General features: G+C 72.0%; 24 protein-coding genes. 10 read left to right on the top strand and 14 right to left on the bottom strand.

The features are described from left to right. Positions 1 to 39 precede the first annotated feature (39 nt). Genes ACZ45T_RS20800 through ACZ45T_RS20785 form a run of 4 tightly spaced genes read left to right on the top strand, consistent with a single transcriptional unit; the run spans position 40 to position 4720 of the window. Positions 40 to 1401, top strand: coding sequence for a sensor histidine kinase (locus ACZ45T_RS20800; protein ID WP_468443324.1), 1362 nt, complete (start codon positions 40 to 42; stop codon positions 1399 to 1401). Then, positions 1398 to 2057, top strand: coding sequence for a response regulator (locus tag ACZ45T_RS20795; RefSeq protein ID WP_468443322.1), 660 nt, complete (start codon positions 1398 to 1400; stop codon positions 2055 to 2057). The genes ACZ45T_RS20800 and ACZ45T_RS20795 overlap by 4 nt, the downstream gene beginning before the upstream one ends. Positions 2058 to 2111: 54 nt before the next feature. After that, positions 2112 to 3320, top strand: a complete 1209-nt coding sequence (locus tag ACZ45T_RS20790) for a cytochrome P450 (RefSeq protein ID WP_468443320.1) — start codon at positions 2112 to 2114, stop codon at positions 3318 to 3320. Between the two features lie 44 nt (positions 3321 to 3364). Then, positions 3365 to 4720 (top strand): serine/threonine-protein kinase, encoded by a 1356-nt coding sequence (locus ACZ45T_RS20785; RefSeq protein ID WP_468443318.1) that lies wholly within the window; start codon positions 3365 to 3367, stop codon positions 4718 to 4720. On the opposite strand, the gene ACZ45T_RS20780 is transcribed toward ACZ45T_RS20785, so the two are convergent. After that, the gene (locus ACZ45T_RS20780) at positions 4717 to 5184 is read right to left on the bottom strand and encodes a hypothetical protein (protein WP_468443316.1); all 468 of its coding nucleotides are present in this window, start codon (positions 5182 to 5184) and stop codon (positions 4717 to 4719) included. The genes ACZ45T_RS20785 and ACZ45T_RS20780 overlap by 4 nt on opposite strands. Next, positions 5181 to 6011 (bottom strand): diacylglycerol kinase family protein, encoded by an 831-nt coding sequence (locus tag ACZ45T_RS20775; RefSeq protein ID WP_468443490.1) that lies wholly within the window; start codon positions 6009 to 6011, stop codon positions 5181 to 5183. Before ACZ45T_RS20775 ends, ACZ45T_RS20780 begins: the two co-directional genes overlap by 4 nt. 184 nt (positions 6012 to 6195) lie before the next feature. On the opposite strand from ACZ45T_RS20775, the gene ACZ45T_RS20770 reads away from it, so the two are divergent. The 4 genes from ACZ45T_RS20770 (at position 6196) to ACZ45T_RS20755 (ending at position 10164) form a co-directional block, all read left to right on the top strand. Next, the gene (locus tag ACZ45T_RS20770; protein ID WP_360900559.1) at positions 6196 to 7479 is read left to right on the top strand and encodes an adenylosuccinate synthase; all 1284 of its coding nucleotides are present in this window, start codon (positions 6196 to 6198) and stop codon (positions 7477 to 7479) included. 179 nt (positions 7480 to 7658) lie between these two features. Next, entirely contained in the window at positions 7659 to 8147 is a 489-nt protein-coding gene (locus ACZ45T_RS20765; RefSeq protein ID WP_468443314.1) for a carboxymuconolactone decarboxylase family protein, read from the top strand. Between the two features lie 167 nt (positions 8148 to 8314). After that, a complete protein-coding gene (locus tag ACZ45T_RS20760) occupies positions 8315 to 9163 on the top strand; it encodes a PP2C family protein-serine/threonine phosphatase (RefSeq protein ID WP_468443312.1) in 849 nt (282 codons plus the stop codon). Between the two features lie 44 nt (positions 9164 to 9207). Beyond that, positions 9208 to 10164 (top strand): MASE1 domain-containing protein, encoded by a 957-nt coding sequence (locus tag ACZ45T_RS20755; protein ID WP_468443488.1) that lies wholly within the window; start codon positions 9208 to 9210, stop codon positions 10162 to 10164. A gap of 88 nt (positions 10165 to 10252) precedes the next feature. Here the strand turns inward: ACZ45T_RS20755 and ACZ45T_RS20750 are convergent, their stop codons facing one another. Next, positions 10253 to 11911 carry a PKD domain-containing protein gene (locus ACZ45T_RS20750; protein WP_468443310.1) on the bottom strand — a complete coding sequence of 553 codons (1659 nt, stop codon included), beginning with the start codon at positions 11909 to 11911 and terminating at the stop codon, positions 10253 to 10255. A 136-nt stretch (positions 11912 to 12047) separates the two neighbouring features. Here ACZ45T_RS20750 and ACZ45T_RS20745 point away from each other — a divergent pair, with 136 nt between their 5' ends. Further along, complete coding sequence (locus ACZ45T_RS20745) at positions 12048 to 12458, top strand: RidA family protein (RefSeq protein ID WP_468443308.1); 411 nt, start codon at positions 12048 to 12050, stop codon at positions 12456 to 12458. A gap of 37 nt (positions 12459 to 12495) precedes the next feature. On the opposite strand, the gene ACZ45T_RS20740 is transcribed toward ACZ45T_RS20745, so the two are convergent. From ACZ45T_RS20740 to ACZ45T_RS20690, 11 genes are all read right to left on the bottom strand, one after another. Next, positions 12496 to 13380, bottom strand: coding sequence for an alpha/beta hydrolase (locus tag ACZ45T_RS20740; protein ID WP_468443306.1), 885 nt, complete (start codon positions 13378 to 13380; stop codon positions 12496 to 12498). 171 nt (positions 13381 to 13551) lie between these two features. Continuing rightward, positions 13552 to 14757 carry a kynureninase gene (kynU, locus tag ACZ45T_RS20735; RefSeq protein ID WP_468443304.1) on the bottom strand — a complete coding sequence of 402 codons (1206 nt, stop codon included), beginning with the start codon at positions 14755 to 14757 and terminating at the stop codon, positions 13552 to 13554. After that, on the bottom strand, positions 14750 to 15598 hold the full coding sequence (locus ACZ45T_RS20730) for a tryptophan 2,3-dioxygenase family protein (RefSeq protein ID WP_468443302.1): 849 nt from the start codon (positions 15596 to 15598) through the stop codon (positions 14750 to 14752). The genes kynU and ACZ45T_RS20730 overlap by 8 nt, the downstream gene beginning before the upstream one ends. Before the next feature lie 167 nt (positions 15599 to 15765). Continuing rightward, a complete protein-coding gene (locus ACZ45T_RS20725; protein ID WP_468443300.1) occupies positions 15766 to 16179 on the bottom strand; it encodes a DUF3151 domain-containing protein in 414 nt (137 codons plus the stop codon). Positions 16180 to 16380: 201 nt separating this feature from the next. Next, positions 16381 to 17094, bottom strand: coding sequence for a ScbR family autoregulator-binding transcription factor (locus ACZ45T_RS20720; protein ID WP_468443298.1), 714 nt, complete (start codon positions 17092 to 17094; stop codon positions 16381 to 16383). Positions 17095 to 17277: 183 nt separating this feature from the next. Beyond that, a complete protein-coding gene (gene fbaA / locus ACZ45T_RS20715; protein WP_360902484.1) occupies positions 17278 to 18300 on the bottom strand; it encodes a class II fructose-bisphosphate aldolase in 1023 nt (340 codons plus the stop codon). Positions 18301 to 18560: 260 nt separating this feature from the next. Then, positions 18561 to 19100: an orotate phosphoribosyltransferase gene (gene pyrE / locus ACZ45T_RS20710; RefSeq protein WP_468443296.1), complete on the bottom strand. Its 540-nt coding sequence runs from the start codon at positions 19098 to 19100 to the stop codon at positions 18561 to 18563. A gap of 30 nt (positions 19101 to 19130) precedes the next feature. After that, positions 19131 to 19919, bottom strand: a complete 789-nt coding sequence (locus ACZ45T_RS20705; protein ID WP_468443294.1) for an aldose epimerase family protein — start codon at positions 19917 to 19919, stop codon at positions 19131 to 19133. A 65-nt stretch (positions 19920 to 19984) separates the two neighbouring features. Further along, on the bottom strand, positions 19985 to 20788 hold the full coding sequence (locus tag ACZ45T_RS20700; RefSeq protein ID WP_468443292.1) for an SRPBCC domain-containing protein: 804 nt from the start codon (positions 20786 to 20788) through the stop codon (positions 19985 to 19987). A 49-nt stretch (positions 20789 to 20837) separates the two neighbouring features. Continuing rightward, the gene (locus tag ACZ45T_RS20695) at positions 20838 to 22481 is read right to left on the bottom strand and encodes a polyamine aminopropyltransferase (RefSeq protein WP_468443290.1); all 1644 of its coding nucleotides are present in this window, start codon (positions 22479 to 22481) and stop codon (positions 20838 to 20840) included. A 136-nt stretch (positions 22482 to 22617) separates the two neighbouring features. Further along, complete coding sequence (locus ACZ45T_RS20690) at positions 22618 to 23166, bottom strand: DUF2617 family protein (RefSeq protein ID WP_468443288.1); 549 nt, start codon at positions 23164 to 23166, stop codon at positions 22618 to 22620. 673 nt (positions 23167 to 23839) lie between these two features. Between ACZ45T_RS20690 and ACZ45T_RS20685 the strand changes: the two genes are divergently transcribed. Next, entirely contained in the window at positions 23840 to 25030 is a 1191-nt protein-coding gene (locus tag ACZ45T_RS20685; protein ID WP_468443286.1) for a pyridoxal phosphate-dependent aminotransferase, read from the top strand. Positions 25031 to 25113: the final 83 nt, after the last annotated feature.

Raw genomic sequence — 25113 nt, 5'->3', positions numbered from 1 at the left:
CGACGCGGATGACGGCGGTCCAGACCTACGGTGGTGTGTATGACCGAGAGGACCACCGGGGGGACAGCCCGGACGCCTGAATTCCGACTGGCATCGGGGGTGATCGAGACCCTGCGCCAGGACCTCGTCACCGACGCCTTCGCCTACCGGCCGCTGCCGCTGCTGGAGACGCCCGGGCGGTTCGCGCGACGGCTTCCCAAGGCGATACGCCGTCACTACCCGTGGACGCGGTACGCGGCGGTGGGGGCGCTGGCCCTCTTCGTCATGGTGTTCACGGCGGGCTCGCAGTCGAGCTACCTGGGGGACGCCGGCGAGCTGCTCATCGGGATGATATCCGCGGCCCCGGTCCTGATGACGCTGGTGCGGCCGGTCGCCGCGTGGTGGGCGGCCGTCGCGATGACGGTGGTGTTCGCCGCGCTCGGCAGCGAGGCGAGCTGGCCGTGGACCCCGGGCAGCTTCCTCGCGTACATCGCCGTCATGGTCCTCGTCACCCTGCGGACCGGCCCCCGGGTGGCGGCCTGGATGTGGACGCTCACCCTCGCGCTCGGCTTCGCCCTCTCGGTAGTGTTCAGGAACGGATACGCCTACGGGTCCGCGTACGGGTCCGGGACGAATCTGCCCGAGATGGCCGTGACCTCGGCCTTCGCCCTGGTGATCGCCGGCAGCATCCAGATACGCCGCCACGCGAAGGCGGAGGTGAGCGCGCAGCAGGAGGTCACTGCTGTGGAGCGGGACAAGCGGACGCTGCTGGAGGAGCGGACCACGATCGCGCGGGAGCTGCACGATGTGGTGGCCCACCACATGTCGGTGGTGGCGATCCAGGCGGAGGCCGCGCCGTACCGGGTGAAGAACCCGCCGCCGGAGCTGGAGGCGGCGTTCGTCACCATCCGGGAGAACGCGGTGGCGGCCCTGACGGAGCTGCGGCGGGTGCTGGGTGTGGTGCGCTCCGCGGACTACGAGGCCCCGGACGCCCCGCAGCCGACGCTGGCGTCGCTGGACGGGCTGCTCGCCAATGTGCGGGAGGCCGGGCTGAGCGTGGAGAAGACGGTCACGGGCGCGGTGCGGGAGCTGCCGCAGGGCGTGGAGCTGTCGGCGTACCGCATCATCCAGGAGGCCCTGAGCAACACGCTGCGGCATGCGCCGGGCGCGGCGGCGCGGGTGGAGATCGCGTATGTGCTGGGCGGACTGGGGATACGGGTGGTCAATGAGGCGGCGACCGGGGACGCGCGGCCCTCACCGGGGGCCGGGCACGGGATCACCGGGATGCGGGAGCGGGTGGCCATGCTGGAGGGGGAGATGACGGCCGGCGGGACCGAGGCGGGCGGGTACGAGGTGGCGGTGTTCATACCGGTGCGCGGCCGTGACGAGCTGGTACCTGAGCCGGCGGAGGGCGCGGCATGACGATCAGGGTGCTGATCGTCGACGACCAGATGATGGTGCGCGAGGGGTTCTCCGTCCTGCTGAACGCCATGGACGGCATCGAGGTGGTGGGCGAGGCGGTCGACGGTCGTGAGGCCATCACGCAGGTGGCGGCGCTGCGGCCGGATGTGGTGCTGATGGACATCCGGATGCCGGAGATGAACGGGCTGGAGGCGACGCGGGAGATCATGGCGGCCGACACGGACGCGAAGGTGCTGGTCCTGACGACCTTCGACCTCGACGAGTACGTGTACCAGGCGCTGCGGGCCGGGGCCTCCGGGTTCCTGCTCAAGGACGCGTCGGCCCGTCAGCTGGCGGACGGCGTCAGGGTGGTGGCGGCCGGGGAGGCCCTGCTGGCGCCGTCGGTGACCAAGCGGCTGATCGTGGAGTTCTCGAAGATCTCCGAGTCCCGCAAGCTCGCGGACCCGGCGGGGGTCGGGGAGCTGACCGAGCGGGAGACGGAGGTGCTGGTGCTGATCGCGCAGGGGCTGTCCAACGCGGAGATAGCCGACCGGCTGATCGTCGCGGAGTCCACCATCAAGACCCACGTGAGCCGGATCCTGGTCAAGCTGGGCCTGCGCGATCGCACCCAGGCGGCCGTGTTCGCCTACGAGACCCGGCTGGTGACGCCGGCTTAGGCACGATGACGGCCTGGGCACGATGACGGCCTGGGCACCCCCTAGGGTGCGGGGATGGGCTTTGATCCGTGGGATGCCGCGTTCGTCGCCGATCCGTATCCGGCGTACCGGGAGTTGCGGGAGCAGGGGCGGGCCGTCTGGTGGGAGGCCACCGGGCAGTGGCTGGTGCCGCATTACGCCGATGTGAGCGCGCTGCTGCGGGACCGGCGGCTGGGGCGGACCTACCTCCACCGGTTCTCGCACGAGGAGTTCGGGCGCGAGGCGCCGCCGGCCGAGCACGAGCCCTTCCACGTGCTCAACGGCAACGGCCTGCTGGACCTGGAGGATCCCGCGCACGCGCGGGTGCGCAGGCTGGTGGCGAAAGCCTTCACCCCGCGGACGGTGGAGCGGCTCGTGCCCGCCGTGCGGCGGATGGCCCGGGAGCTGGTGGGACAGCTGCTCGCGGACGGGGGCGGGGATCTGCTCACCGCCGTCGCCGAGCCGCTGCCGGTGGCCGTGATCGCGGAGCTCCTGGGCGTGCCGGAGGCGGACCGGGGGCTGCTGCGGCCCTGGTCGGCGGACATCTGCGGGATGTTCGAGCTCCGGCCGGACGAGGAGACGGCGCGCCGCGCGGTGCGGGCGAGCGTCGACTTCAGCGCGTACCTGCGGGGGCTGATCGCCGAGCGGCGCACGCGCCCCGGCGAGGATTTGATCTCCGGGCTGATCGCCGCCCACGATGAGGAGGGCCGGCTCAGCGAGCAGGAGATGATCTCCACGTGCGTGCTCCTGCTGAACGCCGGGCACGAGGCCACCGTCAACACCACCGTGAACGGCTGGTGGGCGCTGTTCCGCAATCCCGGGCAGCTCGCCGCGCTCCGCGAGCGCCACGATCCCGAAAAGTTGTCCACAGCTGTGGATGAACTCATGCGGTACGACACACCCCTGCAGATGTTCGAGCGCTGGGTGCTCGACGACATCCGGATCGGGGACACCGCCATCCCCCGCGGAGCCGAGGTCGCGCTGCTCTTCGGGTCCGCGAACCGGGATCCCGCGCGCTTCGACGAGCCGGACGCGCTGGACCTCCTGCGGACCGACAATCCGCACCTGAGCTTCGGGGCCGGGATCCACTACTGCCTCGGGGCGCCGCTGGCACGGCGGGAGTTGGAGGCCTCGTTCGGGGCGCTGCTGGCGGACGGGGTCCCGCCGGTGCGGCTCGTCGAGGAGCCGCGGTGGCGGGACGGGTACGTCATCCGGGGACTGGAGCAACTGCTCGTGGAGTTCTGACAGTTCGGGGCGGACCGGTCTCGGCCAGGGCTAGGGTGATCGCCGTGGCAGAGGTGAGCGGGGCACTGATCGGCAGCCGGTACCGGCTCCTGGAGCCCATCGGCCAGGGCGGCATGGGCCGTGTGTGGAGGGGCCTCGACGAGCGGCTGGGGCGCGAGGTCGCCGTCAAGGAGGTCACGCTCCCGCAGGGCGCGAGCGAAGAGCAGCGCCACGTCCTGCTCCAGCGCGTCATGCGCGAGGCGCGGTCCGCGGCGCGCCTCAACCACCCGGGGATCATCACCGTGCACGACGTGGTCGAGCACGAGGGCGCGCCCGTCATCGTCATGGAGTACGTGACGGGCACCTCGCTGGCGGCCGCCGTCGCGCGCGACGGCCGGCTTCCGGTGCGGCGGGTCGCGGAGATCGGCGTCCTGATGCTGAAGGCGCTCGTACGGGCCCACGCCGCGGGCATCGTCCACCGTGACCTCAAGCCCGACAACGTCCTGCTAATGGACGAGCGGGTGATCATCACGGACTTCGGCATCGCGCACATGTCGGACGCCACGATGACGCTCACCCACACCGGAACGCTGATCGGTACGCCCTCCTACATGGCCCCCGAGCAACTGGAGGGCAAGCCCCCGACGCCCGCCACCGACCTGTGGTCCCTGGGCGCCACCTTGTACAGCGCGGTCGAGGGGGTGGCGCCGTTCTCCGCCGAGACGTTCACCGCCCTGTGCATCGCCATCGTCACGCGGGAACCGCGGACGACGGAGCGGGCCGGGCCGCTGGCGGAGGTGCTGGCCGCCCTGCTGACGAAGGACCCGTCCCGGCGGGCCACCGCCGAACAGGCACTGGCCGCACTGGAGGCCGTTTCCCAGGTGACCACCTCCCAGGAGGCCGTCTCTCCCGACGCCGTATCCCGCGAGGCCGTCTCCCACCACGCCGGGCCGGTCCGGGTGCCCGCGCAGGCGCCCGTACGCACCGAGGTCCTGCCGCCCGAGCGTGAGCGGGCCGCCCCACCGCGCTCCCGCACCGCCCGCACCGCACCCCCGTCCGCACTGCCGTCCGCACTGCCGCTGCGCGCCGTGGGCTGCCTCGCCCTGCTCTGGCTGGGCACCGCCCTCCTGCCCTGGAACCCCGGACGGAACTGGACCGACTACCCGCCCGGCTTCCTCGTCGTGGCCTCGGTGCTGGTCCTGGTGAACACGGCGGTGCGCCCCCGCCGGCCGGTCGCCCTGGTGTGGCTGCTGTTCGTCCTGGTGAACCTCGCGCTGTTCATCGTGGTGAACGTGATCTGGACCTGGTGGGGCTGGTGGGGGATCACGACCAACGCGCTGTTCCTGGGCACCGGCTGCTGGGGCCTGTGGTGGGCCGTTCCCGGCAGCCGCAACCGCCAGGCCCAGCCCCGCAACCGCTAGGGCCGCGCCCCGGGCCGGGCCCGGCCCAAGCCGCCCGAGTGCGGGACCCACAGGATGCCGCCCGCAGCCGGGTCGCCCGCGAGCCGCACCTCCGCCGGCTCCGATGAGCCCGGCGCGCACGACGGCAGCACCCGCCGGCCCAGCAGGCCCAGGGTGAGCGTGTACCGCCCCTCCAGGACCACCACCGGCGGGCGCCACCTCGCGCGGACCACCTCGGCCTCGTACGAGGTCCAGCGCACCTCAGGGTCGCGCAGGGCGCGCCGGACCCGCCGGGCGGCGCGGAGCTCCCGTACCCCGAGCGCCATCGGGCTCAGCAGCACCACCAGCAGCACCACCAGCAGCACCGGCCGGGTGAGTACGGCCGCGACCACCGCCGGCCAGCAGAACACCGGCAGCAGGCACAGCAGCAGGCCGTCCCGCCGCCAGTCGCCCAGCGCGGCCCGTACCGCCTTCTCCTCCGTCACCGGGGCAGCGTCAGCGACCAGGCCCCGGGGCACAGGGTCCAGGTGCGGCGGCGGACCGGGCCGGTCATCGCCGCGTCGGCGCGGTAGCGGAAGTCCGCGCCCGACACGGTCACCGTCTTCGCCCGGGCCGTCACCGTCGAGTCGGTGAAGCCGCCGCCCGTGCGGACCACGACCTCCGCCAGACCACCGTCGTCCCGCGTGCGCACCGAGAGGTCCTCCACCGGCCGGTCCACGTCCGCCAGCATCACCCCGTCGGCCTCCACCCGCAGCCGGTGGTGGCCCGTAACCGTGCCGCCGGCCGCCGCCACCGGGCGTACGAGCGTGCGCACCAGCGAGCGGTACGCGCTCCACACCGACGGCCCGGCCGGTCGCGGGACCCCCCGCGCCGGCGGGATCCGCAGCGCGCCCAGCACCACCCCGTCGCTGTCGTCGACCAGCAGGTCGCACATCCGCACCGACCCGTCGAGCACCGCGCGGGCCGCGGAGACGGCGGACAGCGGCACACCCAGGGATCGCGCCAGCCCCAGGGACCCCACGGGCCCCACTGGAATCAGGGAAACGGCCCCGCCGGACAGGCCACGCTCCCGGTGCAGCAGCCCCACGGCCCGCACCAGGGCCCGGTCGTCGCCCACGATCACCGGCTGCCGATGACCCCGGCGGGCGAGAGCCCGCGCAAACTCCTCCGGTGAGTCCGGGAGGCAGATTTTCGCTGCCGCGCCCGCTGACAAGACATCCTTCGCGATCCGCACGGACTCGCCGTCAAGACGGCGGGCGACCGGGTCGACGAGCACAAGCAGGCCGCCTACCGGCGCGCCCGCATGGCTCATGGTGGGCTCTGGAGCCGACACCTCGGTCCTTCCTCGGGTAGCATCTTTGTGCAAGAGGCCCTTGCGCTATTGCGCCAGGGCCTTCGTCTATTCCGGGGTACCGGTCCGACGGCTCAGCCTGCGGTGTACATCGTCGTACGCCCCCTGACCTTGGACATGCCCCATCCGGAAGAGGTGTACGCCTGTGCCCGCTCTTGTGCTGCTCGGAGCTCAGTGGGGTGACGAGGGCAAGGGAAAGGCCACCGACCTGCTCGGTGGATCCGTTGACTATGTAGTGCGCTACCAGGGTGGCAACAACGCCGGCCACACGGTCGTCGTAGGCGACCAGAAGTACGCGCTCCACCTTCTCCCTTCCGGCATCCTCTCCCCCGGATGCACCCCGGTCATCGGTAACGGCGTCGTCGTCGACCCGGCCGTCCTGCTCTCCGAGCTGCGCGGCCTCAACGAGCGCGGCATCGACACCTCCAAGCTGCTCATCAGCGGCAACGCGCACCTGATCACGCCGTACAACGTCACTCTCGACAAGGTCGGCGAGCGCTTCCTCGGCAAGCGCAAGATCGGTACGACCGGCCGCGGCATCGGCCCGACGTACGCGGACAAGATCAACCGCATCGGCATCCGCGTCCAGGACCTCTACGACGAGTCGATCCTCACCCAGAAGGTCGAAGCGGCGCTGGAGGGCAAGAACCAGCTCCTCGCGAAGCTGTACAACCGCCGCGCGATCGACGCCGCCGCGATCGTCGAGGAGATGCTCCAGTACGCGGAGCAGATCAAGCCGTTCGTCGCCGACACCACCCTCATCCTCAACAACGCGCTGGACGAGGACAAGGTCGTGCTCTTCGAGGGCGGCCAGGGCACTCTGCTCGACGTCGACCACGGCACCTACCCCTTCGTCACCTCGTCGAACCCGACCGCCGGCGGCGCCTGCACCGGTACGGGTGTCGGCCCGACGAAGATCAGCCGCGTCATCGGCATCCTGAAGGCCTACACGACCCGCGTCGGCGCCGGCCCGTTCCCGACCGAGCTGTTCGACAAGGACGGCGAGGACCTGCGCCGCATCGGCGGCGAGCGCGGTGTCACCACCGGCCGTGACCGTCGCTGCGGCTGGTTCGACGCGCCGATCGCACGGTACGCCACCCGCGTGAACGGCCTCACCGACTTCTTCCTCACCAAGCTGGACGTGCTGACCGGCTGGGAGCAGATCCCGGTGTGCGTCGCGTACGAGATCGACGGCAAGCGCGTCGAGGAGCTCCCGTACTCGCAGACGGACTTCCACCACGCGAAGCCGATCTACGAATACCTCCCCGGCTGGTCGGAGGACATCACCAAGGCCAAGACCTTCGAGGACCTGCCGGCGAACGCCCAGGCGTACGTCAAGGCCCTGGAGGAGATGTCGGGCGCCCCGATCTCCGCGATCGGCGTCGGCCCCGGCCGCACCGAGACGATCGAGATCAACTCGTTCCTCTAGGCAGTCCAGTCCCGGGCTGTTCCCCAGAAGGGGCGGCCGGCGCACCCGCGCCGGTCGCCCCTTCGGCGTACCGCGACGACCCCGCGACGACCCGCGAAACAAATTTCCCGATCCCGGTCACATTCGTGCGCGCCCATCCGTCAGTGCTGTGTAGACAACAGACCTGAAGGAGAGCAGCCATGACGAACACCTCGATCTCGCGGATGCCCAACCCGGGCGACTTCGTCCCCGAGCTCGCCGACATCAGCGCCGCCCTCTTCCGGGCCACGGGCAACCGCTCCGTGCCGCGCACCACGATGAGCCTCGTCCACCTGCGCGCCGGGCAGATCGTCGGCAACACCTACCTGACCATCCTGAACACCGGCTTCCTCCGCAAGGCCGGGGAGTCCGAGGAGCGCATCACCGCCGTCTCCTCGTGGCAGGACGCCCCCTACTTCACCGGGCCCGAGCGCGCCGCCCTCGCCCTGGTGGAGGCCACCCTCCAGCCCGCCCCGCACGGCAGGGAGCGCGTCTCCGACGAGTTGTACGCCGAGGTGGCGAAGCACTACGACGAGAAGGCGCTGGCCACCCTCACCATCGCGATCGGCCAGATCAACTTCTTCATCGCCCTGGCGGTCATCGGCAAGCCGCAGCCGGTCGGCTCGCTGGCCGACCAGCAGTGGGACTGACGACCGACGACCCCCAGACGGCTCGACGCGGCGGCCCGGGGACCGCCTGGGGACGGCCCGGGGACCGCCTCGGCGGGCGGTTTCCGGGTGGCCGGAAATATGATGGGCACGGTCCTTTCGCGCAGCGGAAGCAGGGACGGACGGATGGATGCACTTCGGAGCGTTCCATGACCCCGCGCCGTCCCCCGCGGGTGGCCAGCGCCGACCTGCTGTCCACGCTCGGGCGACTCACCGCCCAGGCGCGGCAGGGCGTGGAGCTGCAGCAGGCCCGGGTGGAACTGGCCGAGGCCCTCCAGCGCGAGATGCTGCCGGCCTCGCTGCCCGTCGCGCCGGGACTGCACACCGCGGCCCGGTACTCGCCCGCCCGGCACGGCCTGGACATCGGCGGCGACTGGTACGACGGCTTCCGGCTGCCCGAGGGCGCCCTCGCCTTCTGCATCGGCGACGTCCAGGGGCACGATGTCGAGGCGGCCGCCTTCATGGGGCAGGTCCGGATCTGCCTGCGCGCCGTGGCGGCCGTGGTCGTCGATCCGGGCGAGGTGCTGAGCAGGGCCAATGAGGTGCTGCTCTCGATGGACCACGAGCTCTTCGCGACCTGTAGCCTGCTCCGCTTCGATCCGGACACCCGTGAGCTGGAGAGCGCCCGGGCCGGCCATGTGCCCTCGGTCTGGGCCACGGTCGACGGCCGGTACGGCATCACGGAGGACGACGGCGGGCTGCCGCTGAACCTGCTGCCCGGGTCGGGGTACGCGGTGACCCGGCGGCGGCTGACGCAGGCGGGATCGATCGTCCTGCTCACCGACGGCGTGGTCGAAGGACCGAAGTTCCCGATCGAGGTGGGGCTGGAGCGCGTGGCCCGCGTGGTGAGGGAGGCGGCGGGCACCGACCCCGACGAGCTCGCCGCCGAGGTGATGAAGGTGGCCGACTCCACCGGCCACGCCGATGACGCCGCGGTGCTCGTCCTCAGCCACGACGCGGCCGGACCCGCACCCGCACCCGGACCCGGATCCCCGTAGCGCGTGTCACTCCCCGCCCGGACGCGGGGCTGTTGTCTGATGCTGTGGTGCGCACCGAGGAATGGCGACGTCTTCCCGCAGTCCTTCTTCCGATCCTCGCTGTCGCCATCGCCTACTACGCGACCGGGCGGCTCGGCCTGCGTCAGCGCGTGGTCGTCGACGGCGCGGAGGTCACGCCCCTGTGGCTGCCCACCGGCATCGCCCTCGCCTCCCTGCTCTGGCTGGGCCTGCGGATCTGGCCGGGGATCGCCCTCGGCACGTACCTCGCCATCGAGCGGATCAGTGAATTCGACCTCCCCGACATCGGCATCATCGCGGGGAACACCCTCGCGCCGGTCTGCGCGTACCTGATGCTGCGCCGGGCGGGCTTCCGCGCCGAGGTGGACCGGCTGCGGGACGCGCTGGCGCTGGTCTTCCTGGGCGGGCTGCTGCCGATGCTGATCAGCGCCACGGGTGGCACCTCGACCCTCGTCCTCACCGGTGACCTGCCGTGGAGCCGGTTCTGGCCGGTGTGGTCGGCCTGGTGGGCGGGGGACGCGATGGGGGTACTCGTCCTGACCCCGCTGCTGCTCGTCCTGCGCAGGGCCCGGCTGCCCCGGGACGGCTACCGGGGTGTGGAGGCGGCGGCGCTGGTGGTCACGTCCGTCGTCGTGACCCTCGTGGCGACCCGGAGCTCCCTGTCGGTGCTGTTCCTCGTCTTCCCGCTGCTGATCTGGGCGGCCGTGCGCTTCCAACACGCCGGCAGTGCGCCCTGCGCCCTGCTCGTGTCCGTCCTGGCGATCTCGGCGGCGACCGACCGCGCCGGGCCGTTCGCCGGCCACAGCCTCCTGGAGATCATGGTGAACCTCCAGGCCCTCAACGGAGCGGCGGCCCTGACCGGGCTGCTGCTGTCGGCGCTCGTCACCGAGCAGAACAACGTCCGGCTCAGGATCGAGCAGGTCTGCGAGGACCTGGCCGAACTGGTGGACCACCTCGCCCCGGGCGGCAAGCCGGAACGATGACACAGCGCCCCGGGGAAACCTCCCCGGGGCGCTGCCCGCATTGCTCGATCACGCGGTCACGCGGTCACGCGGTCACGCGGCTACTCGGTCACCTGCTCTCGTAGTAACCGAAGATGTCGACGACCAGGTCGGTGGTGTTGTAGCCCTGGTTCCAGAAGTCGACGACGCCGTTGTTGCCGGAGCTCGCCTGGACCAGGTTCGGGACGGTCTTGCCCGTCGTCCAGTTCAGGGTCGAGGAGCCGGGGCGCGGCGGGAAGACCGCGGTGCCGTTCTTGTACGCGTCCAGCCGGTTCGGGTCCGGTGCGACCGACAGGAAGCCGGTGCCGGCCGTGTTGGTCACCGTGGTGTTCAGCACGTACCCGTCGATGCCGACCTCGTCGGGCGAGAGCCCCATGTAGACGTAGCCGCGGCCCCTCAGGGGCCCGTGTGCCCAGTGCGCGGGGTCACGGGTGTCGAGCAGGCGGGCCGGCTTGAGCGGCATGAAGGCCGCCTTGCTGTCGAGGCTGTAGTAGCCGACGACGTCGACGACGACGTCGGTCGGGGACCAGGCGCCGTTGAAGATGTTGATGCTGCCGTCGGGGGCGACGGGCACGATCACCGAGTTGGCGACCGTCTGACCGGCCGTGAAGTTCAGGTTGGACGCGGTCGGGATCGGACCGCCGCCCGGGAAGACGGCCAGGTGACCGGCCTGCTCCGGGTTGGTGACGGTCACGTTGAGCGCCACGGCCTTGATGCCGTGGGGCACGCCGTTCAGGCCGCTGATGGAGGTGGCGATGACCCCCCGCCCCTTGACCTTGGCCTTGGCCGTGCCGAGGCCCTCGCGGGTGTCGACGAAGCGGGCCGGGGTCATCGGCGTGTAGCCGCTGGACGCGGTCCGCGTGAAGTAGCCGGTGACGTCGGCGATCAGGTCGACCGACTGCGGACCCTGGTTGGCCAGCTCGACGTAACCGTTCTTGCCGACCGGCACGATCACCAGGTTCGGGACGGTCTGGCCCGCCTCGAAGTTGACGTTCGACGAGGTCGGACGCTCGGTGCCCTCCGGGAAGGCCGTGATGTGCCCGCCGCTGGTGGTGTTGGTGACCGTGACGTTGAGGGCGACGGCGGTGACCCCGGCCGGGATCCCGCCGTTGCCGCCGACCTTCACACGGGTCGAACCGTACGGAGCGACCTTGCCCCGCACCGCGCCGGTGCCGTCCCGGGTGTCCAGGAGGCGGGTGGGGGCGTACGGGGTGAAGTCCGACCCCGCGGTCATGACCGTGAACTCGTTGACGACCTCGGCCTGGTTCACCGGGTCCGTCACGGTGACCTTGATGGTGTACTCGCCGAGCTCCGCGTACGTGTGGCTGTGCTTCAGCATGGCAGAGCCGAACGGGTCGGCCTGGTCCGTGGTGCCGTCGCCCCAGGCGATGGTCACGTTGAGCGAGGCGTCCGCGCTGATGACCTGGGTCTCCAGGTCCAGCGCGTGCGCGGTCGTGCTCGCCGCGTTCAGCACGATGGCCAGGTCCGGGTTCCCGGCGGCCTGCGAGGCGACGGCCCCGGCCTTGCCGGCGGGCAGGGCCCGGCGGACCGAGCGCTCGGCCGGGCTCTTGAACGTCTTGATGTTCGCCGCGTCCTTGCTCAGCTTCACGTCGGGAACGGTCACCCCCGGGACCTTCGACGTGATCGGGTCGGCCTGGGCCAGGCCCGGTATGAGACCGACGGTGGCCGCGATGACAGCAACGGAAATTACGAGACGGCGACTACGCACCGGCCCCCCCATTTTTTGAACACGCTCAGGATTGACTCGCACAGACTACATAGGTCCCCGCTGGACGATCACCCGATATCCCTTCTGCCGTGGACAGTTGGCGCGTTTTGTCCCACCTCTCTGGCAACATGGCGCGATGGAACGCACTCGACAGACAGTCGGTTCGGGGTCTCCCCTGGAACCGCAGATCGGCTTCTCACGCGCCGTCCGCAAGGGCGCGTACGTGGCGGTCGCCGGCACCGCGCCCATCGGGGACGACGGGAAGAACGTGGGCCGGGGCGACGTCCACGCCCAGACGGTGAGGTGCCTGGACATCGCGGAACGCGCGCTGAACGAAGCGGGGGCGTCGCTGGAAGACGTCGTACGGACCCGCATCATGCTCACGGACATCACGCGCTGGAAGGAGTCCGCCCGCGCCCACGGCGAGCGCTTCTCCTCGATCCGCCCGGTGACCACCTTCATCGAGGTCTCCGCCTTCATCGATCCCGAGTGGCTCGTCGAAGTGGAGATCGACGCGGTCCTCGACGGCGACGCGGTCCGCGACTGACCGCACGGCGAGGAGGAGCCGACCGGTCCGCGGGCCGCTACCAGGCCAGTTGCGAGATCTCCTCCGCCACCACCGCGCACGCGTCCGCCGCCGGGTCGATCAGCGGGAAGTGGCCGACCCCGGCCAGCAGGGTCAGGCCGACCATCTCCCCCGCCTTGGCGGCGGCGGACACGTACGACTCCGCCACCCCCTGCGGCACCACGATGTCGTCCTGCCCCTGCACCACCGTCGTCGCGATCCCCGTCGGCAGCAGCGCCGCCGGATCCGCGTACGGCAGGCGGCCCGCGAAGAACTCCGCGCCCCCCAGCAGCTGCGCGCTCGCGCCGCCGCACACGCCCAGCTCCTCCGCCACCGCGAAGTCCGCGATCGGGGCCAGCGCCACCACCCCGCGCAGCATCGGCGGGGAGGGCAGCCGCCACCCGGCCGGGGAGTCGTACGGGAGCACGTGCCGGCCGGCGGCCCACAGCGCGAGGTGCCCGCCCGCCGAGTGGCCGGTGACGACGACGCGGCGGACGTCGGCCTGCGGCAGCGCGGCGGCGGCCAGCCGCGGCAGGGCGTCCATCGCCGCGGCCACGTCGTCGAAGGTCTCCGGCCAGCGGCCGGCGACCGGTCCGTCCGCGCCCTGGTGCGGCACCGAACTCCCGCGCCGGTACTCGACGTTCGCGACGGCGAAACCCTGCCGGGCCAGGAAGTCCGCGAAGGGCGTGATGTGCTGACGGTCGTACGGGGCCCGCCACGCACCGCCGTGCAGGACCACCACCAGCGGGGCCGGACCCCGGGTCTCACCGCGCGGGGCGTAGAACTCGACGACCTGGTCGGGGTGTTCCCCGTAGGCGGCGGCCGCATCCGGCCGGGCGGCCGGGTGCGAGAAGGCCGAGGCGGCCTCGGCGGCGTCCCGTTCCACTGCGGCGGGGTCCGTCATCGGCTCAACCTCTCGGTAACGCGTGGGACAGCGGGGACAGATGTTCCGGTGTTCCGGCAGAGCGGGACCGTATCAGTCTGGAACAGGACCTTCCGTGCGGGGTCCGGGATGTGACCGGGCGGACGGAGCCGTAGCCCCGCCCGCCCGGTGATGTGACGTTTCGCTACGGAGTCACCCGAAAATGTGACCCAGTGTGCGCGCGGCGCGCTCGGCGTCGGCGAAACCGACGTAGAGCGGGGTGAAGCCGAAGCGCAGCACGTCCGGCGGACGGAAGTCGCCGATGACGCCCCGGGAGATGAGCTCCCGCATGACCTCGCGGGCGTTCTCGGTGCGCAGCGTGACCTGGCTGCCGCGCAGCTCGTGCTCGGCCGGGGTGACCGACTCGACCTTGCCCTGCGGGACGTACGCCGCCACGCATTCGAGGAAGAAGTCGGTCAGGGCCAGCGACTTGGCCCGTACGGCCTCGATGGAAACCCCGTCCCAGGCGTCCAGCGCCGACTCCAGGGCCAGCATCGACAGGATGTCCGGGGTGCCGACGCGACCGCGGGTCGCACCCGGCGCCGCCTCGTAGGCCGGGGTCATCCCGAAGGGGTCCGCGTGCCCGGTCCAGCCGGGGAGCGGGGAATCGAAGTCGGCCTGGTGGCGCTCGGCTATGTACAGGTAGGCGGGGGAGCCCGGGCCGCCGTTGAGGTACTTGTACGTGCAGCCGACCGCGAAGTCGACCGCGTGCTCGTCGACGCCGACGGGGAGGGCCCCGGCCGAGTGGCAGAGGTCCCAGACCGTGATCGCACCGGCGGCGCGGGCCGCCGCGGTGAGGCCGGGGAGGTCGTGGAGACGGCCGGTGCGGTAGTTGACGTGGTTGAGGAGGACCACGGCGGTGTCCGCGTCCATCGCCTCCGCCGCGTGCGCGGGGTCCACCGGGGTGACGGTCAGACCCGTCATCCGGGCCGCCGACTGCGCGATGTAGCCGTCGGTCGGGAAGGTAGCGGCGTCGACCAGGAGCCGGGTGCGGCCCGGGCCGGCGAGGCGGGCGGCGGCGACCAGGGCCTTGAAGAGGTTGACGCTGGTCGAGTCGCCCACGACGATCTGGCCCGCGGCCGCACCGATGAGGGGGGCGATCTTGTCCCCGATGCGCTCGGGGGCGGTCCACCAGCCGCTCTCGTCCCAGGAACGGATGAGGAGCTCGCCCCACTCGTGGGAGGCGACCAGCGCGAGGCGGTCGCGGACTCCCACCGAGAGCGCGCCGAGGGAGTTGCCGTCCAGGTAGACGACTCCCTCGGGGAGGGTGAAGCGCTCGCGGAGCTTGGCGAGGTCGTCGGCCGCGTCGAGGTCGGCAGCCCGGTTCCGGAGGTCCGCTGCGCGGAAGGTCTCAGACATGGCTGCGCGCCGTCCAGAGCTCCGGGAAGACGTTCTTCGTCGCGCGCTTCTCCAGCCAGGTCACCCCGGCCGAGCCGCCCGTGCCGGTCTTCGCGCCCATCGCGCGGCGGGTGGCGACCAGGTGGTCGTTGCGCCAGCGCCAGACGAGCTCGGCGACGTCCGTCAGAACCTCGCCGAGGCGGTGCAGGTCCAGGTGCTCGTCCGGGGTGGCGTAGAGGCCCGTCCAGACGGCCTCGACCTCGGGCGAGGGCTCGTAGCGCTGCGAGAGGTCGCGGTCCAGGACGGCGGCCGGGACCGCGAGGTCGCGGCGGGCGAGGAGGCGCAGGACCTCGTCGTAGAGGCTCGGCTCGTGGAGGGCCTTCTCCAGCTCCGCGTGGACGCGGGGGGCGCCGCGGTGCGGGACCAGCATGGAGGCGGACTTCTCGCCGAGCAGGAACTCCATCCGGCGGTACATGGCCGACTGGAAGCCGGAACCTTCGCCGAGGGCGGAGCGGTAGGCGTTGAACTGGCCCGGGGTGAGCTGGGCGAGCGGGCGCCAGGAGGCGTTGAGGGCCTCGAGTTCACGGAGGGAACGTTTCAGCGCATCCATCGCGACCGGGATGCGGTCCTCGCGCAGGGCCTTCGCGGCGGTTTCCCACTCGTGGACGATGACTGTGAACCACAGCTCCATGACCTGGGTCGTGACCAGGAAGACCATCTCGCCCGGGTCGTCCGAGCGGAGGTGCTGGAGGTGGGTGAGGACGTCCGCCTGGACGTAGTCCTCGTACGGGGTCGTGCCGTCGAAGTCGAGGTTCGGGGTGTCCGACCCGCCGACTCCGGAGGCATCAAGGGTGTTCGACATCGCTGTCTCCTCGACACGTGCTTCCGGGTAGCGGTCCGCTCCTTCCGTGAGGTGAGTGGAGCCCCGGTCCCCTGCCCGCATCATAGGACCCCGGCGCGGCGGGGCTCCAGCGGTGAGTGACGCAGACCACAGTATTTCCGGAATGCGTCACTCCACGCTGTACGGACTCAGGCGCTCAGCGTGTCCGCCGCCGTCTCGGACGAGTCGCGCAGGAAGGTCGAGCAGCGCTCGTACTCCTCCTTCTCGCCGATCGCCCCGGCCGCGCGGGCCAGCGCGTGCAGGGCGCGCAGGAAGCCGCGGTTCGGCTCGTGCTCCCACGGCACCGGGCCGTGGCCCTTCCAGCCGGCGCGGCGCAAGGCGTCGAGGCCGCGGTGGTAGCCCGTACGGGCATAGGCGTACGACTCGACCGTGCGGCCGGCGGCGAAGGCCTCGTCGGCGAGGATCGCCCAGGCGAGGGAGGAGGTGGGGTGCGCGGCCGCCACCTCGACGGCGGGGGTACCCGCGGCGATGGCCTCGCGGCCCGGCTCGTCGGGGAGGTGGGTGGGGGCGGGGCCCCCGAGCAGGTTCTGGTGAATGGACATGCCCCCAGTCTGCCGGGCCGCTGCCGCCCGGCGGAGCCTTGGGGCCGCCCGGCGGGGCCGCGGAGTGTCGTAGCCCGGGCGGGTCACCGTCCCCGCGACGCTGCGGACGGTGCGGAACGGCCGGCCCGGCTCGCCCGACTCGCCCGGCTCCCCCAACCCCTCGGCTCCCTCGGCTCGCCCGGCTCCCCCGGCCCCTTTGCGTCAGCCGGCGGCGGCCGTCTCCGCGGACTCGGGGCCCGGCGGGCTCGAACAGTCGCACCGCTCCGCCCCGTTCGAGCCGTGCAGCGCCCTGGCGCCACGGCCGGGGGCGGTGTCGAGCCGGGAGGCCACGGCCGGGACCACCATGCTCGGCAACACGCTCGTGTAGAGCGCCGAGACCTCCCGGTCCAGTTCGAGCCCGAGCGTCTGCGACATGACGTTGAGCCCCGCGAAGGCCCCGACCACCAGCCGCGAGGGCCCCGACGGCTCCACGTGCGGGAGCAGCTCGCCGCGCTCCTTCGCCTCCGCCATCAAGGCGGTGTGCATCTCTATCCACCCCTGGTACGGCGCCGCGCGGTCCAGCTCCCTGCCGTTCTGCTCCAGGGTGAGGCGCGCGCTGCCGCGCATCAGCACATCGTGCCGGAGGCGGTGGGAGAAGATCATGCCGATGTCGACGAACTCCTGCGCCTTGAACTCCTGTGGGGTGAACGGCGCGTGCATGCTCACCTGCGCGTCTATGACGGCCTGTGCCAGGTCTTCCTTCGAGTCGAAGTGGAAGTAGAGAGCGCCCTTGGTGACCTTGGCGAGCCTGACGATGTCCGTCAGCTTGGCCGCGTCGTACCCGCGGTCCTCGAACACCACGGCGGCGGCTTCGAGGATCGCCCGGCGGGTCCGCACCGCGCGGTCCTGCTTCGCCTGCGGTCGTTCGGCTCTCATGTGCACCCGTCCCTCTCCACGCCCCGGCGACCTACCGCCGGGTGCAGTCCACAGCATCGCGAATACCCCGTCCACCGACGACGACGTCAGGCCTCGCCGGACGTCGTCGGGGTGACGCGGAAGGGCCCGGCCTCCGTCGTGAGACGGGGACCGGGCCCTTCCACGCAGTCTGCCTCGGGCCGACTACTTCAGCTTGGTACCCGTGGAGCGCAGGTTCGCGCACGCCTCGGCGACACGCGCGGCCATGCCGGCCTCGGCGGCCTTGCCCCAGGTGCGGGGGTCGTACTTGGACTTCGTGCCGACCTCGCCGTCGACCTTCAGGACACCGTCGTAGTTGCGGAACATGTGGTCCACGACCGGGCGGGTGAAGGCGTACTGGGTGTCGGTGTCGAGGTTCATCTTCACGACGCCGTTCTCCAGCGCGGTGGCGATCTCCTCGGCCGTGGAGCCCGAGCCGCCGTGGAAGACGAAGTCGAACGGGGAGGCCTTGCCGTACTTCTCGGCGACACCCGCCTGGAGGTCCTTGAGGAGCTCGGGGCGCAGGACGACGTTGCCCGGCTTGTAGACGCCGTGGACGTTGCCGAAGGAGGCGGCCAGCAGGTAGCGGCCCTTCTCGCCCAGGCCGAGGGCCTCGGCGGTGCGCAGCGCGTCGTCGACGGTGGTGTAGAGCTCGTCGTTGATCTCGTGGCTGACGCCGTCCTCCTCGCCGCCGGTCGGGGTGATCTCGACCTCAAGGATGATCTTCGCGGCGGCGGCCTTGGCGAGCAGTTCCTGGCCGATGGCCAGGTTGTCGGCCAGGGTCTCGGCGGAGCCGTCCCACATGTGCGACTGGAAGAGCGGGTTCAGACCGCGGGCCACGCGCTCGGCGGAGACCTCCAGGAGCGGACGTACGTAGCCGTCCAGCTTGTCCTTGGGGCAGTGGTCCGTGTGCAGCGCGACCGTGATGTCGTACTTGGCGGCCACGATGTGCGCGAACTCGGCCAGGGCGACCGCGCCGGTGACCATGTCCTTGTTGTGCTGGCCACCCAGGAACTCCGCACCACCGGTGGAGATCTGGATGATGCCGTCGCTCTCGGCCTCCGCGAAGCCGCGCAGCGCAGCGTGCAGGGTCTGGGAGGAGGTCACGTTGATGGCCGGGTAGGCGAACTTGCCTGCCTTCGCCCGGTCGAGCATCTCGTTGTAGACCTCGGGGGTTGCGATGGGCATCTGTCCGCTCCTTGGATGTGCGGGGAGTGTGCTTATTGCGGGCCCTGACCTGGGGGCGACGTCATCGTCGCGCCTATCTTTCCAGACTCCGCCCTACACTCCACCCTGCCCGTCCCACAGTGCGGTCCGAACGGCTGGGATGTTTCACGTGAAACATCCCAGCCGTTGGGAAAAGACCAGGTCAAGGCCTCCCTCGGGGCTCCGGAGGACCTTGGTCACCAGTTCCGCCGGTGACCGGTCCGGGCCCCGGACGAGGGGGCCTAGGCCAGGCCGAGGTCCTCGAGGAGGTAGCCCGTGAGGTACGGGAGACCGGCTTCGGCGATGGCGCCGGCCGCACCGCGGTCGACGATCGTCGCGACGGCGACGACCTCGCCGCCGGCCTCGCGGACCGCCTCGACGGCGGTCAGCGGGGACCCGCCGGTGGTCGAGGTGTCCTCGACCACCAGGCAGCGCTTGCCCTTCACGTCGGTGCCCTCGATGCGGCGCTGCATGCCGTGCGCCTTCTGCGCCTTGCGGACGACGAAGGCGTCCAGTCGCTGACCGCGGGCGGCGGACGCGTGCAGCATCGAGGTCGCGACCGGGTCGGCGCCCAGGGTCAGACCGCCGACGCAGTCGAAGTCGAGCTCCGCGGTCAGGTCGAGCATGACCTGGCCGACCATGGGGGCCGCCTCGCCGTCGAGCGTGATCCGGCGGAGGTCGATGTAGTAGTCGGCCTCTCGGCCGGAGGAGAGGATCACCTTGCCGTGCACGACGGCCTTGTCCTTGATCTGCTGCAGAAGCGCATCGCGTACGTCAGTCATGGTCCCGAGCTTAGGGCCTGTCTTTCGGGTCTAGCGGAGCCGCCGCCAGGTCCACGTCGTGGAGATCTCCAGCGGATCCACGGGGGTGACCAGGCGCGGAAGGGTGTTCAGCCCGTTCGGCGGGCCGGACTGCGGCTCCACGCAGACCGCCTCGGGCTCCTCGTCGTAGACGACCACCCATTCGGCCCGGCTGGTGAGCTTCAGCTCCAGCGCGCCGGGCCAGGTGAGGGTGACGTCGACCCCTTGCGGCATGCCGAAGCAGTCGTCCCGGGGGCCGGGCTTCGGGTCGATGCGGTTGCCGGTGGGGAGGTGGTCGGCGCCGCGCTCCTCCTGCCAGGCGGGGTCGAAGTCGATCTCCACGTCTCCGCTGCCGGCCCCCAGGTCGCGCCGGAACCAGGGGTGCCAGCCGGCCTGGGCCGGGAAGGAGTCCCCGTACGTCTCGACGCCCATGGTGAGGGTCAACGAGTCCTCGGCGAGCGCGAAGACCTGGGTGACGCGGCCGGGGTACGGCCACGGTGCGACGAGGTCGTAGGTGAAGGCCGCCTCGGTCGTGGTGGCTCCGGCCGGGCGCCAGGGCGCGTCGCGGCCGAAGCCGTGGAGGGCGTGCGGCGGGTGGTTGACCGGCATCTGATGGAGGGTCGCGCCGTCGCGGAACCGGCCGTTCTCGATCCGGCCGCACCACGGCACCATCGGGAAGGCCCCGTACTTGGGCCCCTGGCGCAGCAGTTCGGTCCCGTCGATGCGCAGGCTGCCGATCCGGCAGCCGTTCTCCTGGTCGACGGTCATTTCGGCACCGCCGGCCGTCAGTTGCGTAGTCATACGGTGGAGATTAGGGGGTGTCCCGCCGATCGGTGATCCACCGGACGCGCCGCCCCCGACACCGACTAGCGGCGGCGCCGCAGGGCCCGGCCGATGACGACGGCTGAGGCCAGGGCGAGGGCGGCCGCCGGGGCGATCCAGCGCAGGTTGTCGCCGGCGGTGGTGGCGGCGGGCGCGGGCACCGGGGCGTAACGGCCGCGCGGGGGCGCGTGGTCGACCTCCTCCGCGCTGCGGCCGATCATGGTGCGGCGGGCGTGGGCGGCCTCGGCCGGGGGCCGCGGGCCACCGTCGACGTCCTCGAATCGGTCGGCCAGGAACGGGTCCAGGGACGGCGGCGGCACGTCGGTCTCGAACAGCGGAGCCGTCACCTCGGTGATGTCGTCGTCGATGAAACCGGCGTCCTCCGCGTCCTCCGCATCGGCCACCGGATCGCTGACGGCCGACCGGGCGGTCAGCTGCTCCGCGGCCCGCTCCAGCAGCCGCCGCACGGCGGTGGCCGCGGCCTCGGGGGCGAACGCGGCGGCGCGCCCGTCGGCGGTGGCCCCGGCGGTGAAGTCCAGCCGGGTCCCGCCCTCGGGCGCCGGGGCCAGCCGCAGGTCCAGGGAGAACGTCACGGTCCCGCTCCCCCGGACCTCCGCGCCCTCACCGTCGACGGTGAAGTGGCCGGGGTCCCGCTCGGTGACGGCCAGGGTCCCCCGGTAGGTCACGGTGCTCCCGCCGACCCGGACCTTCAGCCGGCCCGCGAGCGGCCCCGCCTCGGTGTCGGCGTCCTGCTGGAATCCCGGCACGCAGCGCGCCACCCGGGCCGGGTCGCGCAGCACGGCGCGGAGATCGTCTGCCGGTACCGGAACGAACACCTGATGCTCCATGCGGTCGAGCCTACCGATCGGGAGGTGTCCGGGGGGTCAGGTTGCCGGGTCAGGAATATCGCGGGTGCGGCAGCGTCGACGGCGGCAGCCCGGGCACCCGGGTGCGTTCCGCGTCCCGCGCGGCGTCCTGGAGGGAGCGGGTCGACAGCGAGCGCAGCCCCGGCGTGTCGCGGTCCACGTGCAGCGGGGGGACCTGGTCGCGGGCGGCCAGGACGAAGCCCCAGTCCTGCGCCGGTGCGCCGGTCGCGCCGAGGGGGCTGCGGTCGGGCCCGGCGGCGAAGCCGGAGAGGCGGCCGCCCGCGCTGTAGGGGGCGGTCAGCAGGCCGGCCGCGCGCAGGGTGGAGTCGACGGTCCAGTACGTACGGGGCCGCGTGGCCAGCGGCCCGGCGTGTACGGCGATCCGGCCGCCGGGGCGCAGGGCCCGCGCGGCCAGCCCGTAGAACTCCTGCGAGTACAGCTTCGTGCTCGGGGTGATGCCCGGGTCGGGGAGGTCGGAGACGATGACGTCGAACCGGCCCCCGGCGGCCGGCCCCCGCAGCCAGCGGAACGCGTCCTGGTTGACGACGGCCAGGCGCGGGTCCTCGTACGCCCCGGCGTTGAGGGCGGAGAGCATCGGGTCGGTGCGGGCGAGCCGGACCACGCCGGGGTCGATCTCGACGACGGTGACGGAGGCGACGTCCCGGTAGCGCAGCACCTCACGGGCGGCCAACCCGTCGCCGCCGCCGAGGACCAGGACGCGCGCGTGCGGGCCGGTCATCGCGGGGTGGACCAGGGCCTCGTGGTAGCGGTACTCGTCGTAGCCGCTGACCCGCAGCCGCCCGTCGAGGTACAGGTCGAGGGAGCGCGGGGAGCCCGTCGAGGGGCCGGTGAGCACCAGCTCCTGCAGCTCGGTCTGGACGGCGACCCGGACCTCCTCGCCGTAGACGGCGCGCCGGGCGACCCGCTCGAAGTCGTCGGCGAGGACGGTCGCGGAGGCGAGCACGGCCAGGACGGTCACGTTCGCGGCGATCAGCAGCCAGCGGCAGCGCCGGCTCAGGTCGCGGCGGAACAGCCACAGGACCAGCCCGCCGCCGACGGCCACGTTGACGGTGCCGGTGAGCACGGCGCCGGTGAGCTGGCCGAGCATCGGGAGCAGCAGGAAGGGGAAGGCGAGGCCGCCGACGAGGGCGCCCACGTAGTCCGCGGCGAACAGGTCGGCGACGGCCCCGCCCGCGTCCTGTCTGCGGATGCGCTGGATGAGGGCCATCAGCAGCGGGATCTCCGCGCCGATGAGCACCCCGATGGCGAAGGAGAAGGCGACGAGCGCGGGGCGGGACTCCCCCAGCCAGGCGAAGCTCGCGTACAGCGCCATGGCGGAGAGCCCGCCGAGGAGGGCGAGGCCGGCCTCGATGGCGCCGAAGCCGAAGGCGGGCCGGTGGCGGAGGCGTTTGGCGAGCAGGGAGCCGACGCCCATGGCGAAGACCATGACGGACAGCACGACCGACGCCTGCGTGACCGAGTCGCCGATCAGGTAGGTGCCGAGGGCGAGCAGCTCCAGTTCGTACACGAGACCGCAGGCGGCGCAGACGAACACGGTGGCCAGGACGAGGAGTCGGCCGGTCCGGGGCCGTACGGGCAGGGCGGCCGGGACGGTCTCCTTGCCCGTGGGCTCCGGAGCCGGGAGCACCCGGCGCGGGACGGAACGGTCGATCATGCAGCGAACCGTACGTCACCGCTTACCTGCATCCGGTCACCCACATGGGTGCAAGTGGCGTACTGATTAGGCCAGTTGGCGTAGCCGCATCGCGGACGGTCGCGCGCCGGTGCGCCGGGCATCGACAGGACACCCCCTAGAGCAGCGCGGGGGACTCCACGGCGGCCGCGGCCGCGGCTGCCGTGCGCACCCCGACCCGCGTCCTGGTGGCCACGAGCTGCCCCTCCTGCGGGTACGCGTGCCAGGTCCGCCAGCGCACTTGTCCCTCGTAGCGCTGCGCGAGCATGGCGGTGAAGGCGTGCGGGCTGCCGGGAAAGGTGCCCGCTAGTCCGTTCGGGTGGTCCGCCACCAGTGCGAGCAACTCCTGCGCCCGCCCCGCGAAGGACCCCCGGGACAGGGTCTCGACCCGCGCGGCGAACTCGTACTCCCAGTCGCCCACCCGCTTGGCCACTCCGAGCGGCAGCGGCGTCCGGCTGCCGGGCATGCAGGCGACCGTCTCCGAGCAGAGCACCTCGCCCTCCTCCAGAAGTACCTGATGGGAGGCCCCGAGCAGGCGCAACTCGACCTTCGCGCCGGACAGTTCGAGGTGCAGTACGGCCAGGGCGGGCAGCCGGTCCCGGCCCAGGGCCCAGGCGAGGTCGGCGGCACGCGTGTCGGTGTACGAGGTCTGGAGGGTCGTGAGCATGAGTCGGCTCCGCAAACGCGCGAGGGAGATGGGCCGGGGCCCGCCAGCGGTAGTCAACGGGTGGGGGGACACCGGCACGGGTCCACAGGAAGTCCAGGGGGGTGGTCCGAGGACTGGTCTACTCAACCGAGGGAATCATGAAAGGCACGGCACTCACAGCGTTTTTACCCAACTTGACGGGGTTTACATCCCCCCGGGGGCTCCGCAGTTCAGGTGTTCAAGATGTTGCGTCCCGCGCGTCGTGATGCACGGGCGGACCAGAGGGCGCCCGACGGAAAACGGACCGTCAAGCGCCCTCGTCCGGACGGTGCCGGCTGCCCCGTGTCAGCTGGAACCGCCGCACCCCCCGCCACCGCAGGATGAAGACGATCCGCCGCAGGACGATCCGCTCGAACACGAGCCCGACGAGCTGTCCCCGCCGCCCGCCCACCAGCTGCTGCTGCCCGACGAGTGGCCGGACGATCCGCTGCTGCCGCCCCAGCGCACCAGCAGCATGACCACGAACGTGACGCCCAGCACTCCCAGCACAACGAAGCCGTACTCCACGTCCGCCCCCTTTCTCACGCCCCGGTCTCCCCGGGGGTCGGGATCCCCGCGTCCCGCGTGAAGGGGGGATGCCCTCGGGCCACGCGGCCCAAAGCACACTTGAGCAAGTCCAGAGGTTGCCCGCAGGATGGCGCCCATGAGCGCACCCGTGAGCAGCGACCGCCCCTTCCTGAACCGCCGCCTGGCGGCCTTCGGCACGACGATCTTCGCGGAGATGTCGGCGCTGGCCGCCCGCACCGGTTCGATCAACCTCGGCCAGGGCTTCCCCGACACCGACGGTCCGGCGGAGATCGCGCAGGCGGCCTCCCGCGCCGTCCTCGACGGCCGCGGCAACCAGTACCCGCCCGGCCCCGGCGTCCCGGAGCTGCGCACCGCGATCGCCGCCCACCAGCAGCGCTTCTACGGGCTCTCCTACGACCCCGACACCGAGGTCCTGGTCACGGCCGGCGCCACCGAGGCCATCGCCGCCGCCCTCCTCGCCCTCCTCGAACCGGGTGACGAGGTCATCGCCCTGGAGCCGTACTACGACTCGTACGCGGCCTGCATCGCGATGGCCGGCGCGGTCCGCGTCCCCGTCACCCTGCGCCCGCACGCCGGAGCCTTCGCCCTCGACCTGGACGAACTGCGCGCCGCCGTCACCCCGCGCACCCGCCTGCTCCTGCTGAACACCCCGCACAACCCGACGGGCACCGTCCTGACCCGCGAGGAGCTGAGCGCCGTCGCCGCCCTCGCCGTGGAGCGCGATCTGCTCGTCGTCACGGACGAGGTGTACGAGCACCTGGTCTTCGAGGGCGCCCACACCCCCCTGGCGGGCCTCCCGGGCATGCGCGAGCGCACCGTCACCATCTCCTCGGCCGGCAAGACCTTCTCCTTCACGGGCTGGAAGGTCGGCTGGGTCACGGCGCCCCCGGAGCTGGTCACGGCGGTCCGCTCGGCGAAGCAGTTCCTCACCTTCGTCTCCTCCGGCCCCTTCCAGTACGCGATCGCCGAGGCCCTCGCCCTCCCCGACACGTACTACGACGCCTTCCGCGCCGACCTGGCCGCCAAGCGCGACATCCTCGCCGACGGCCTCACGGCGGCCGGCTTCGAGGTCTTCCGCCCGCAGGGCACGTACTTCATCACCACCGACATCACCCCCCTCGGCGAGAAGGACGGCCTGGCCTTCTGCCGCGCCCTCCCCGAACGCTGCGGCGTGGTCGCCATCCCGAACCAGGTCTTCTACGACGACAAGTCCGCCGGCGCCACCCAGGTCCGCTGGGCGTTCTGCAAGCGCGAGGACGTCCTGCGCGAGGCCGCCGCCCGGCTGCGGCTGCTCTGAGCGGCGGCGCGGCCGTGTCGGGCGCCGTGCGTGCTTGCGGGGTGACTGAGGCCGGTGTGAAGCTGACCGTCTGAACGTGCCCG

It is taken from the genome of Streptomyces sp. NPDC030995 (assembly GCF_055571215.1).
Note: the sequence above shows the minus strand (reverse complement) of the source record. Positions and strands in the feature narration are given on the sequence as shown.

What these genes read in the sequence shown, in the direction of transcription:
- ACZ45T_RS20745 (WP_468443308.1), top strand. Translation starts at nt 12,048, where the DNA reads ATGGAACGCACTCGACAGACAGTCGGTTCGGGGTCTCCCCTGGAACCG.
- ACZ45T_RS20690 (WP_468443288.1), bottom strand. Translation starts at nt 23,166, where the DNA reads ATGCTCACGACCCTCCAGACCTCGTACACCGACACGCGTGCCGCCGAC.
- ACZ45T_RS20760 (WP_468443312.1), top strand. Translation starts at nt 8,315, where the DNA reads ATGACCCCGCGCCGTCCCCCGCGGGTGGCCAGCGCCGACCTGCTGTCC.
- ACZ45T_RS20795 (WP_468443322.1), top strand. Translation starts at nt 1,398, where the DNA reads ATGACGATCAGGGTGCTGATCGTCGACGACCAGATGATGGTGCGCGAG.
- ACZ45T_RS20765 (WP_468443314.1), top strand. Translation starts at nt 7,659, where the DNA reads ATGACGAACACCTCGATCTCGCGGATGCCCAACCCGGGCGACTTCGTC.
- fbaA (WP_360902484.1), bottom strand. Translation starts at nt 18,300, where the DNA reads ATGCCCATCGCAACCCCCGAGGTCTACAACGAGATGCTCGACCGGGCG.
- ACZ45T_RS20800 (WP_468443324.1), top strand. Translation starts at nt 40, where the DNA reads ATGACCGAGAGGACCACCGGGGGGACAGCCCGGACGCCTGAATTCCGA.
- ACZ45T_RS20685 (WP_468443286.1), top strand. Translation starts at nt 23,840, where the DNA reads ATGGCGCCCATGAGCGCACCCGTGAGCAGCGACCGCCCCTTCCTGAAC.
- ACZ45T_RS20790 (WP_468443320.1), top strand. Translation starts at nt 2,112, where the DNA reads ATGGGCTTTGATCCGTGGGATGCCGCGTTCGTCGCCGATCCGTATCCG.
- ACZ45T_RS20775 (WP_468443490.1), bottom strand. Translation starts at nt 6,011, where the DNA reads ATGAGCCATGCGGGCGCGCCGGTAGGCGGCCTGCTTGTGCTCGTCGAC.
- kynU (WP_468443304.1), bottom strand. Translation starts at nt 14,757, where the DNA reads ATGTCTGAGACCTTCCGCGCAGCGGACCTCCGGAACCGGGCTGCCGAC.
- ACZ45T_RS20705 (WP_468443294.1), bottom strand. Translation starts at nt 19,919, where the DNA reads ATGACTACGCAACTGACGGCCGGCGGTGCCGAAATGACCGTCGACCAG.
- ACZ45T_RS20700 (WP_468443292.1), bottom strand. Translation starts at nt 20,788, where the DNA reads ATGGAGCATCAGGTGTTCGTTCCGGTACCGGCAGACGATCTCCGCGCC.
- pyrE (WP_468443296.1), bottom strand. Translation starts at nt 19,100, where the DNA reads ATGACTGACGTACGCGATGCGCTTCTGCAGCAGATCAAGGACAAGGCC.
- ACZ45T_RS20740 (WP_468443306.1), bottom strand. Translation starts at nt 13,380, where the DNA reads ATGACGGACCCCGCCGCAGTGGAACGGGACGCCGCCGAGGCCGCCTCG.
- ACZ45T_RS20725 (WP_468443300.1), bottom strand. Translation starts at nt 16,179, where the DNA reads ATGTCCATTCACCAGAACCTGCTCGGGGGCCCCGCCCCCACCCACCTC.
- ACZ45T_RS20695 (WP_468443290.1), bottom strand. Translation starts at nt 22,481, where the DNA reads ATGATCGACCGTTCCGTCCCGCGCCGGGTGCTCCCGGCTCCGGAGCCC.
- ACZ45T_RS20730 (WP_468443302.1), bottom strand. Translation starts at nt 15,598, where the DNA reads ATGTCGAACACCCTTGATGCCTCCGGAGTCGGCGGGTCGGACACCCCG.
- ACZ45T_RS20720 (WP_468443298.1), bottom strand. Translation starts at nt 17,094, where the DNA reads ATGAGAGCCGAACGACCGCAGGCGAAGCAGGACCGCGCGGTGCGGACC.